Source organism: Bacillus sp. FSL K6-3458, from assembly GCF_038005045.1.
Classification (GTDB): Bacteria; Bacillota; Bacilli; order Bacillales; family Bacillaceae; genus Bacillus; species Bacillus altitudinis.
Genome location: NZ_JBBOSI010000001.1, coordinates 3,159,718 through 3,170,000, shown reverse-complemented (window position 1 = coordinate 3,170,000; position 10,283 = coordinate 3,159,718). Strand labels below are relative to the sequence as shown.

Annotated in this window: 11 protein-coding genes; 5 read left to right on the top strand and 6 right to left on the bottom strand. The window is 38.8% G+C overall.

The window, feature by feature from the left end:
* Positions 1-209: 209 nt before the first annotated feature.
* The 3 genes from MHH23_RS16695 to MHH23_RS16685 all read left to right on the top strand — a co-directional run bounded on the left by MHH23_RS16695 (position 210) and on the right by MHH23_RS16685 (position 2,671).
* Complete coding sequence (locus MHH23_RS16695; protein WP_268430676.1) at positions 210-635, top strand: hypothetical protein; 426 nt, start codon at positions 210-212, stop codon at positions 633-635.
* Positions 636-1,052: 417 nt separating this feature from the next.
* Entirely contained in the window at positions 1,053-1,847 is a 795-nt protein-coding gene (locus MHH23_RS16690) for a phosphotransferase (RefSeq protein ID WP_268430678.1), read from the top strand.
* Between the two features lie 119 nt (positions 1,848-1,966).
* Positions 1,967-2,671, top strand: coding sequence for a hypothetical protein (locus tag MHH23_RS16685; RefSeq protein ID WP_268430679.1), 705 nt, complete (start codon positions 1,967-1,969; stop codon positions 2,669-2,671).
* A gap of 42 nt (positions 2,672-2,713) precedes the next feature.
* On the opposite strand, the gene MHH23_RS16680 is transcribed toward MHH23_RS16685, so the two are convergent.
* The 5 genes from MHH23_RS16680 to MHH23_RS16660 all read right to left on the bottom strand — a co-directional run bounded on the left by MHH23_RS16680 (position 2,714) and on the right by MHH23_RS16660 (position 5,509).
* A complete protein-coding gene (locus MHH23_RS16680; RefSeq protein WP_268430681.1) occupies positions 2,714-3,259 on the bottom strand; it encodes a histidine phosphatase family protein in 546 nt (181 codons plus the stop codon).
* Between the two features lie 71 nt (positions 3,260-3,330).
* On the bottom strand, positions 3,331-3,522 hold the full coding sequence (locus MHH23_RS16675; RefSeq protein ID WP_008349128.1) for a hypothetical protein: 192 nt from the start codon (positions 3,520-3,522) through the stop codon (positions 3,331-3,333).
* Positions 3,523-3,639: 117 nt separating this feature from the next.
* Entirely contained in the window at positions 3,640-3,933 is a 294-nt protein-coding gene (locus MHH23_RS16670) for a hypothetical protein (RefSeq protein WP_039170151.1), read from the bottom strand.
* Positions 3,934-3,997: 64 nt separating this feature from the next.
* On the bottom strand, positions 3,998-4,687 hold the full coding sequence (locus tag MHH23_RS16665; RefSeq protein WP_024719926.1) for a DUF1963 domain-containing protein: 690 nt from the start codon (positions 4,685-4,687) through the stop codon (positions 3,998-4,000).
* 18 nt (positions 4,688-4,705) lie between these two features.
* Positions 4,706-5,509: a DUF2262 domain-containing protein gene (locus MHH23_RS16660; RefSeq protein ID WP_096881164.1), complete on the bottom strand. Its 804-nt coding sequence runs from the start codon at positions 5,507-5,509 to the stop codon at positions 4,706-4,708.
* A gap of 534 nt (positions 5,510-6,043) precedes the next feature.
* On the opposite strand from MHH23_RS16660, the gene MHH23_RS16655 reads away from it, so the two are divergent.
* Together MHH23_RS16655 and lepB are read left to right on the top strand one after the other, a co-directional pair.
* On the top strand, positions 6,044-7,987 hold the full coding sequence (locus MHH23_RS16655) for an LTA synthase family protein (RefSeq protein ID WP_007497007.1): 1,944 nt from the start codon (positions 6,044-6,046) through the stop codon (positions 7,985-7,987).
* A gap of 156 nt (positions 7,988-8,143) precedes the next feature.
* Positions 8,144-8,710, top strand: a complete 567-nt coding sequence (gene lepB, locus MHH23_RS16650) for a signal peptidase I (protein ID WP_017360387.1) — start codon at positions 8,144-8,146, stop codon at positions 8,708-8,710.
* Between the two features lie 42 nt (positions 8,711-8,752).
* Here the strand turns inward: lepB and MHH23_RS16645 are convergent, their stop codons facing one another.
* On the bottom strand, positions 8,753-10,045 hold the full coding sequence (locus MHH23_RS16645; protein WP_019743963.1) for a homocysteine synthase: 1,293 nt from the start codon (positions 10,043-10,045) through the stop codon (positions 8,753-8,755).
* Between the last annotated feature and the right edge of the window lie 238 nt (positions 10,046-10,283).

The following is a 10,283-nucleotide window of genomic DNA, read 5'->3' as shown; positions in this document are numbered from 1 at the left end:
TAAGGAATATTAACGTTTAAAACGTCTTTCTACAAATTGTAGGAGGGCGTTTTTTATTTGTTGTTTAGCTGATTTTTCACGAAAAAATTACTTCAAATCGTGTTCAAAGGAGATTGACTTTTACTTTATTGATGGTTACCTTATGATTAAACTAAAGGGGCAGGACAATTGAAGATGGATTGGATCAATTGTACATAGGAGGTGTTGTAATGATTACGGTTAAAAATGCTGAAAGTTATCTTAAAGATAGCATCGGTGAAGATACCGATGAGATAAAAAAAGTTTGGGAAACATTTAAGGCTTTTTCAAAGGAGACCGTTGAGGGCGAAGAAGATAAAGAAATTTTATTTCAGTGTGGTGTCTATGATTTTACAGGAGAGGAACTATTTCATCTTGATTTTGTACGTCAGTTTACAATTTATGAAGAAGATGATTATTCTCACATGGAACAACTGCACTGTGAATTTTTATTTAAACCAACAAGCGAGTTAAAAAAGTTAAAGGTGGTAGAAGAATGGTCAATGGATTATGACGATATAGATCATTTTTTTAATCATATTGAAAGTATTCATGAGTTTAAAATTCCTTTGACTTTAAAGCCGATAAAATCATCAATATATCAAGAAGAACTTTAATTCTTATTTCATTAACGGCTGCTTTACTTTAAGCGGGTATACCTTGCCTTTTTGGAATCATTTATCACGTAGTGTCGGTTCGACTCCGGCCACCGGTATCTATTAAAAGTTTGGTTTTTACCGTGAACCTAACGTGTCACCCTCGTGGTGAAACGTTTTTTTGTGGTTTAAATGAGTTATTTAGATGAAAATAGAATCCTATTAGAAGAGAATGAGCATGTACTACTTTTAACAGAATAAACTTTAGATGATTTGCAACATTTGGTACGATACATTTAACCATATAAGGAAACAAAATGGATTAGCGCATTCACATAAAACAGTGAACTACCTTTGTGTAACTAAATGAATATTTCTGGGTACATACGCATCTTTCGCTGGCATCATCATTGTGACCCAGTTTTGGGGGGAGAATTTATGAAAAAACAAAATGATCATGAAGAGTTATTGACAGGTGGAAATGTCTCCAACGTATATCGTTCGGGAGATACGGTTCGCAGAGAGGTAAAGTCAGACAATATGAATATACAAAAGCTGCTAAAGCATTTAGAAAAAAAGAATTTCTCCTATGCTCCAAAGTTTTTAGGGGTTGATGAAAAAGGTAGAGAGATCTTGTCCTTCATTGAAGGTGTGGGCGGTCATGATCCCTTAAAAGAATACATGTGCTCTCACAATGCTTTAAAAGAAATAGCGAGAATGCTTAAACTGTATCATGATGCTGTTAGTGATTTTCCCATTTCAGACGATTGGGAACGAATGGACAATACCCCTAACAACATAGAGGTTGTGTGCCATAATGATTTTGCGATGTACAACATCATTTTCAAAAATAAAAAGCCAGTGGGAATCATTGATTTTGATGTAGCCGCCCCTGGTCCAAGGCTTTGGGATATTGCATATACTCTCTATACTTGTGTCCCTCTCAGTAGGTTTTTTCGTACTGAAACAGGGAAGGTCGTAAATTATCATACATTAGAGCATACAGCCCATATAAAGTATAGAGTCAAACTGTTTTTTGAAGCTTATGGTGAGGAAATACCAGAAGATTATGTGGACATGGTGTTGCTGCGTTTAGAAGGTTTATGTCAATACATGAAGCGAAAAGCGAATGAAGGGGATAGAGCCTTTCAAAAAATGATTCATGACGGGCACCTTGAACATTATCAAAAAGACATACAATTCATTTATGAACACAGAAAAGAATGGATTTGAGGATGCCAAGGGTTTTATAAAAGACAAAGGACAATTCATCTTTTTACTAGTTTCATGTGGATGTTACAATTGGTTATAATAGTTCAATAGAATGAATGTAAAGAGGCGGAGTTGTTATCTTGCAAACGAAGACGATATTACAGACTATGATTGAAGATGAGCGATCACATGATTATCCGCTTTTTAGACAGTACTGTGTAAGGAAAGAACAGGGTCTGCGTAAAGATGCGTTAAAGGTTCTTCAGTCTTTTGTTGAAGAGATGAATAAGAATGAATTTGCAGCACGGCGTTCATTTGTTGCTTGGCTTTTTGATTACATTGAACGTTTTGAGGATGGTCATCATTTGCTTGTGTATCCATTGGTACATGGGGTGATCCACCCTGTTCTTCGAGAGTGGGAAAATATTGATCCAATGGATGTGAGACCGTATCGCTGGCAAGGCTTGTTTGTGCATCAGGGGGAAGGGCTGCCCTATTTATTGAAGGCATTAGAGATGGGAGGCAGCAAAGAGCAGCGAGTGATTGTTCAAATTTGCGAAACCTATTTCTCGGCTTTGTGGTATTCGTTTCATCATATACATGAAGATCTTTATTTAAGCACCTATGAGAAAGATCATGAGCGAATTCAAGGGATTCAAGATGTCATGAAACTGATCGAAGATAAAAAGGTTCAAACCAATGTTGAAAAACTAGCAGTCTACTATAACCAGCTTTTATCGGACTGGAAGGAATTTCAGCAGACGCAGACAAGAGGCTTTGTGAAATGGTGTGCGGATCGTAAGAAGCCCTATGAGTGGGTACAGACATTTTACTATCACCAATAGTTGTTTTTCATAAGAAAAAGGCAGGGATCAACCCTGCCTTTTTTATTTATGCCATATTCTTTCTATTTCTACATGGTCTGGTTTAAAATATTTCAGGATGTAGACATCTGGATTGCTTAGTTGTTTCCACTCCTTGAATCCAATTGCAGGATCGGCGTGTTTTAGAAGCAGGCTCATAATATTGCCATGAGTGGCGAATAAAGTATGATCTCTTCCTAATTTTATTTGTTCATAGAGTGCCTCTACAATACGATTCATCGCTTCTAGGCTCGATTCTCCGCCTTCACAGGTCATATGCAAGTCCGAAAAACTGAGCTTTAGTTTTTTATACCAATCCTTCATTGGTTGACTGCTTAACCTACGTTCAGAGAGACGCTTATCCATTTGTACCTTGATCTGTTTGGCATGAGCAAGGGGCACAACGGTTTGAATCGCTCGTTTATAAGGACTTGAGATGATGTGGTTGAGCTGAATGCCGGAAAAAAACTGTGCGAGTTCATGCGATTGTGTGATGCCTTGAGGCGTTAAAGACGCATCCTCGGATTGTCCATCTGCTTGACAGTGTCTGACGAAATAATATGTCTTCATAGGGGGTACACCTTCCTCTAAGTATAAAAAAATCATCCAATATTGGATGAGGGTTCACGAAAGTTTAGGTTCTATTTGTTCGTGTCTGCTTCTTTGTATGGATCTATCAGTTTTGAGGTTAGGTCTAAGTTGAACAAAAAATCATCTACGGTGTCTGTGCCAAAGGGAAGAGTGGAAAAGTTAATTGGGATGCTGTCTTCTTGCGTATCTGAAGTAATCGGCTGTTTGTGCTGCTTTTTTCTCCAGTTCTTAAACAAGCGCATGTGAGGCCCCCTTTTCTAAAAAAAGATGGATTTATACATAATATACGGGGAGAGTTGTCCGAGCGTCAATTGTTTTCTTCAAAAGGATTTATTACATTTGTACGAAAAGAGCCACAGCTAAGTGCGGCTCTTTCCGTGTTTTGACATGGCACGGTGTATGGCTTGTTGTACCTTTCGTTCGCATCTAATGTTGTATGGCTTCTTATGGAGTTTACTCGTCTTAAATTGACCAATTACACGGCGGACTTCTTGATCATAAATGATCAGCTCTCTGCTCGTTTGATCACTTAATAACGCTTGAAACCAGCTGTATTTTTTTAGCTGTGCTGCATTCCGTGATATATCATCTTCATCTACCTGTAAAAAAGGGATATACAGAGCAAGATTGAAGATGTCTAAAATGAATCCCATATCACTGGCCCCCTTCATATCGTTTATTACGTTTAGAAAGGGGAATGGTTCCTTTCAATTGGTTTTAAAAACAATCCCAGTGCATGAACCATTCTTTATTGTCTTTGTCGTAATAGAAATACATCGTGCCGTTATCACCAATCATGAACCGAGGTTTTTCTTCTGAAGCGATTTGTAGCATGAATTCTCCTGACATCTGGTGGGGAGGAGATTGGATGTAAGCTCCGTATCCACCGATTTTTGTGAACGAGTAGTTTGAGTAATGCTCGAAGAAATGATCTGTCGCTTCTTCACTTTCATTAACCTCTGATAAGTCAACGTATGACCAAGCTTCCTCCCAGCATGGATAATCCGGTTGTTCCCCTTCGAGCCACTTTATCTGGAAAGGTTTAATTCCTTTCACGTCTTCAGGGGTCTCAGCGATTTCTAATCCTTCCATTGATGAATATTCAATGAGTTTCCAGCCATCACCGTTTTTGGCGATATCGATCGGAAGGGTTTTCTTGTTGATGAAAATTTGAATCATCTTACATTCATCAAAGCCGTTCATTCCCCCTGGTACTTCGGGTAAATACATTTGTAAAATGGGAATCATAGCTCCATCTTGATCTGCCGGCCACCCTTTATCACGTTGGATGAAAAAATGACCAGCAAACCAGCTGTACTTAGATGGATCAGGGCGAAACCCGCCTATTTTGGCTACAATAGGTGTTTTTCCTAGTTGATTTAATTCGTCAAAAGCTTTGATCTTCATTTATCCATCCCCCATTCTTTAGCCAGCAATGTGTGCATCTTGAAATGTTCCATTCATATTGCCAGAGACAATGATGACATGTCCCCAAAATAAATCTCCGTCATGATAGTAGGCTTCGAATTCTCCATTTGGATAAGCATGGAGGCTTTCAAGAGAGATGCGGCTGATAAATTGATCCGGTGTGATTTCTTCTGAATTTTCAGCGGAGTCGTCTTGTTCCTGCCAATCTTTTGCTAGTTCAATCAGCTGATTTGCTGCATATGACTTCATGGAGGCATCCCATGTCGTCTGCTCTTCTACGAGTTGTCTAGCCGTTTTCAGAGAGTCATTCATTTCTTCCTCTTCTTCAAGATTGAAGTAAAGAAGGCACTCCTCATTGCCCCACTGCATGGTTGTTTCAAATAAGTCTAGTCCTTTCACTAATTCAAAGGTACCCAGCTTGTCATCGTGGTAAAAGATAGGTTGTTGAGCTTCTTCTAATATTTCTTGAAGTTCCTTATCTTCAGTATCTGTATCAACAAGTGAAACGAGCATAAATTCACCTTCACCTTTACGTACTTGAAGTGTGACGATAGATTCTTTATGTAATTGCGCTTGTTTTTCTCGTAATCCCTTTTCATCTGTTAACCAGCACAGTCTCACTTTTTCGGTTATGATGCGGTCTTTTTCCTTCCATGCAATGAGCGGGATTGAAGCAGTCCAAAGAGTCTCTTTTCCTGCTTTTCCTGCGCCGACTCCAGAAGGTCCTGTAACAGCCATGATGTCTATCACTTCTTCTGAGAATCTTTGTTCAAATATGTTGATTTGTTTGTTTGATTTCATAGGATGTCCCCCAGCTTGATTTATTTGATGGAGCTATACCTTTATCACACCGTACATTGGCAGGGGAAATCAAGCTTTTTTTATTTAAAACTGTTTTTTAGGTATGTGGCAGCAGAGAGGATACATGGATTGTAGGAGGTTGAGTCACAATAAAAAAGCAAATCGGTTCGGATTTTGTATAAATTTGGCTAAGTGAGTCGAAAAGCCTAGGTGATTCTTCCTTTTCTTTATAATTACTTTGACACGATTAGATGAAAAAAGTAAAGTAGTACTGAGTGATTTACAAAACCTTCATCATTCACTGAAACATGTAGAGGCAGTAAATTTAATGTAAATGGATATTTTTCCTTTTATTTACTCGTATTTTTTTTGAAACTTATGATGCTTCTTATTCGTTATATTAAAGGAGCACATGTAACCTGCGGAGAAAAGAGCATCGGAATGCTTGGTGCAGAAGATTTACATTTGCAAAATCAATGTAAATTTTTTATGATTTCATTTATATCAGATCGAAAATAAGAAAGAAGAGGTTTTATGAAAAAAATATTTGCGAACAAATATAGCTTTTTTGTTTTGGCTGTTCTTCTATTTTGGGCAAAATCGTACACAGCCTACAAAATGGACTTTAATTTAGGAGTGAAGGGATCTTTTCAAGAGGGTCTTCTCTTATTAAATCCATTTAGTTCAGCCATCGTGTTTTTAGGACTTGCTCTCTTTTTGAAGGGGCGTAAATCGGCCATTGTTTTAATTGTCATTGATTTTATTATGACCGCACTTTTATATGCGAATGTAGCGTACTATCGTTTCTTTGATGATTTTTTAACATTCCCGACAATGAAACAAGCCGGTAATCTTGGGGGAGGTATGACCGGCGGTGTGTTAGCAAGTATTAAGCCGCATGACCTTTTGTACTTCCTTGATATCATCATTTTAATTGCCATTGTCATTTGGAGACCAGAAGTGAAGAAGTTCCAAATGAAAAAAACTTTCGCACTGCTGATTGTGGCTGCAGGTGTTGGACTGTTCTTCGTTAACCTACACTTAGCTGAAAAAGATCGTCCAGAATTATTGACGAGAACATTTGATCATAAGTATATTGTGAAATATTTAGGTGTTTATAACTATGCGATTTATGACGGCGTGCAAACCGCACAAAATGCAACGCAGGTAGCAAATGCGAGCAGTGATGATTTAACGGATGTCGTGAACTATACGACCTCTCACTATGCGAAACCAAATGCAGAATACTTTGGTCAAGCAAAAGGAAAAAACATCATCAAAATCCATTTAGAAAGCTTCCAGTCATTTTTAATTGACTACAAGTTAAATGGAGAAGAAGTGACGCCGTTTTTAAACAAACTAGCTCATGGAAAAGAAGATTTTACGTATTTTGATAACTTCTTCCACCAGACTGGTCAAGGGAAGACTTCTGATGCTGAGCTCATGATGGATAATAGTATGTTTGGCTTGCCAGAGGGTGCAGCGTTTGTGACAAAAGGTGAAAATACCTTCCAATCACTTCCTGCCATCTTAGATCAAAAAGCAGGCTATACGAGTGCAGTGCTTCACGGGGATTATAAATCTTTCTGGAACCGTGACACGATTTATAAACATATGGGAATTGATCAATTCTTCGATGCATCTTATTACAACATGGATGAAGAAAACCTTGTAAACATGGGTCTGAAGGATAAACCATTCTTTAAAGAATCAATCCCAATGTTAGAATCAATGAAAAAGCCATTTTATGCACACTTAATGACATTGACCAACCATTATCCATTTAATTTAGATGAGAAAGATGCGACAATCGCTAAGGCAACAACTGGCGATAAAACAGTGGATAATTATTTCCAAACAGCGAGATACTTGGATGAGTCATTAGAACAATTCTTTAAGGACTTGAAAAAATCGGGTCTGTATAAAGACTCAGTGATTCTATTATATGGTGACCATAACGGTATTTCTGAGAACCATAACCGTGCAATGAGTGAGATTCAAGGGAAAGAAATTACGCCATATCAAAATGCACAAAATCAGCGTGTACCGCTCATGATTCGTATCCCTGGGAAACAAGGCGGCGTGAATCATACGTATGGCGGTGAAGTAGACGTGATGCCAACGCTTCTTCACTTACAAGGTATTGATTCAAATGAGTACGTGAATTTTGGAACAGATTTATTCTCTAAGAAGCATGATCAAACTGTTGCATTCCGTAACGGAAACTATGTGACACCAAAATATACCCTTGTAGATAATACGGTCTACGATACAAAAACGGGTAAAGTGGTGAAACAAAACAAAAAGACAGAAGCGATTAAAGCCCGTGTTGATAATCAGTTAAGCCTGTCAGATAAAGTACTGTACAGGGATCTTCTTCGATTCCATAAGCTATCTGATTTTAAACCAGTGAATCCATCTGATTATTTCTATGGTAAAACAAACAAAGAGACAGAAGCGGATTCTTCTGCTAACTAACTGAGTTTTGGGCAAGCACAGAAAGGTGCTTGCCTTTTTCTCTCTTACAGCTTGATTTGTTGGCAAAATATGTTTATATTTAGGGGGAAACAAGCGTGGCGTCAGCGGTCAGCTGGCGATAACTCATTTTGTCCTAGGGGATTTCAGGAGGAGCTTATGACAACAAATACAAAAACACAAAAAAAGAAATCAGAATTATGGGGCTGGATCAAAGCCATCTTAATCGCATTTATTGCTGTTTTTATCATTCGTAACTTTTTATTCGCACCGTATATTGTGAAGGGGACTTCTATGGAACCGACACTGCATAATACAGAGCGGGTGTTTGTGAATAAAACAGTCGATTACTTCGGCGATTATAAACGCGGACAGATCATTGTTCTTGATGGGGAAGACCGCAGTACTCACTATGTGAAACGATTGATTGGTTTACCTGGTGATAAAATCGAAATGAAAAATGACCAGCTATATGTGAACGGTCAAAAAGTGGCGGAGCCTTATTTAGCATCAAACAAAAAGAAAGCTGCCGCAGATGGCACCTTGTTGACACCTGATTTTGGTCCTCTTACAGTCCCTAAAGGAAAGTACTTTGTCATGGGTGACAATCGCCAAAACTCAATGGACAGTCGCAATGGTTTAGGTCTTTTTACAAAGAGTGACATTCAAGGGACAACATCATTCGTGTTTTATCCCTTCCAAGATATTCGATTAATTAATCACTAATCAATAAGAAAAAGCACACAGGCGTGTGCTTTTTTTGTTTGGTTAAGACTGGCTTTTTGAAATCGCCTGTTCTAGATCTGCCAGAATATCTTCAATCGCTTCTGTTCCAACAGATAAACGAATAAGTTCTGGTGTCACCCCTGTGGCTTTTTGCTCTGCTTCACTTAATTGCTGATGCGTTGTGCTGGCAGGGTGGATGATGAGTGACTTAGAGTCGCCTACGTTTGCAAGATGTGAGAAAAGCTGAACTGAATCAATGAGTTTTTTTCCTGCGTCTTTGCCACCTTTAATGCCGAATGTGAGGATGGCACCTTGTCCTTTTGGTAAATAAGTTTGAGCCAGCTCAAAGGATTCATGGCCTTCAAGACCTGGATAACTGACCCATTCTACAAGAGGATGATCTTGTAAAAATTGAGCTGTCTTCAATGCATTTTCACTGTGGCGTTCAAGGCGAAGGTGCAATGTTTCTAAGCCTTGCAAGAGTAAAAATGAGTTGAATGGTGATAAAGCCGCCCCTAGATCACGTAAGAGCTGTACACGTGCTTTTGTGATATAAGCCGCTTCACCAATCGCTTCCGTATACGTCAGGCCATGATAGCTTGGGTCTGGTTCAGTCAGGCCTTTGAACTTATCGCTATCACCCCAAGGAAACTTACCGCTGTCGACGATGACTCCGCCAATGGATGTGCCGTGGCCGCCGATGAATTTCGTCGCTGAATGGACGACAATGTCTGCGCCAAATTCAATCGGTCTTAACAAATAAGGGCTGGCAAGTGTGTTATCCACAATTAGAGGGATGTGGTGCTTGTGTGCAATGGCTGATACGGCTTCAATATGTAAAATGTCGCCTTTTGGATTTCCGATGCTCTCTGCATACACTGCTTTTGTTTTATCTGTAATGGCTGCTTCAAGTTCTTCAAGGTTTGAGGAATCCACAAACTTTACTGTTATTCCAAGCTTTTTCAAGGTATGCGCAAATAAATTATATGTGCCGCCATACAGACTGCTGGAGGATACGATTTCGTCACCAGCTCCTGCAATGTTTAAAATGGAGTAAGTGGTCGCTGCTTGTCCTGAGGAGACAGCAAGTGCACCAATTCCACCTTCAAGCTCAGCGATCCGTTTTTCAAACACATCATTTGTCGGGTTCATAATACGTGAATAAATATTACCGGGTTCCTGAAGTCCAAATAAATTCGCCGCATGCTCACTATCTCTAAAACCGAAAGAGCTTGTTTGGTAAATAGGTACAGCTCTTGAATAGGTGGCTGAATCCAGTTCTTGACCTGCGTGTATTGCTTTTGTTTCTAAACGAAATTGAAGTTCTTCTGACATGTGTGTATCCTCCTTTTGTTAGATAAAACCAACTACTTTAATAAGAAATATTTAATAAGACTATAAATCTTGTTTACTGCCCGGTCAATCATTTTTTAGATAAATCTGAAAAAACAATAAATATAGTTGACATGTCGGAATAGTATGTATTAACATAAGCATACTGAAAATACCAACAAGAATCGCTGATCGGTCAACCGAAGGCTCGTTCACTCAGGCATGAGTGAAGGGCCTTTTT

Excerpts from the sequence above, each read along its gene's own strand:
- MHH23_RS16695 (WP_268430676.1), top strand. The coding sequence starts at position 210 with ATGATTACGGTTAAAAATGCTGAAAGTTATCTTAAAGATAGCATCGGT.
- MHH23_RS16690 (WP_268430678.1), top strand. The coding sequence starts at position 1,053 with ATGAAAAAACAAAATGATCATGAAGAGTTATTGACAGGTGGAAATGTC.
- MHH23_RS16680 (WP_268430681.1), bottom strand. The coding sequence starts at position 3,259 with ATGAAGACATATTATTTCGTCAGACACTGTCAAGCAGATGGACAATCC.
- MHH23_RS16675 (WP_008349128.1), bottom strand. The coding sequence starts at position 3,522 with ATGCGCTTGTTTAAGAACTGGAGAAAAAAGCAGCACAAACAGCCGATT.
- MHH23_RS16670 (WP_039170151.1), bottom strand. The coding sequence starts at position 3,933 with ATGGGATTCATTTTAGACATCTTCAATCTTGCTCTGTATATCCCTTTT.
- MHH23_RS16665 (WP_024719926.1), bottom strand. The coding sequence starts at position 4,687 with ATGAAGATCAAAGCTTTTGACGAATTAAATCAACTAGGAAAAACACCT.
- MHH23_RS16660 (WP_096881164.1), bottom strand. The coding sequence starts at position 5,509 with ATGAAATCAAACAAACAAATCAACATATTTGAACAAAGATTCTCAGAA.
- MHH23_RS16655 (WP_007497007.1), top strand. The coding sequence starts at position 6,044 with ATGAAAAAAATATTTGCGAACAAATATAGCTTTTTTGTTTTGGCTGTT.
- lepB (WP_017360387.1), top strand. The coding sequence starts at position 8,144 with ATGACAACAAATACAAAAACACAAAAAAAGAAATCAGAATTATGGGGC.
- MHH23_RS16645 (WP_019743963.1), bottom strand. The coding sequence starts at position 10,045 with ATGTCAGAAGAACTTCAATTTCGTTTAGAAACAAAAGCAATACACGCA.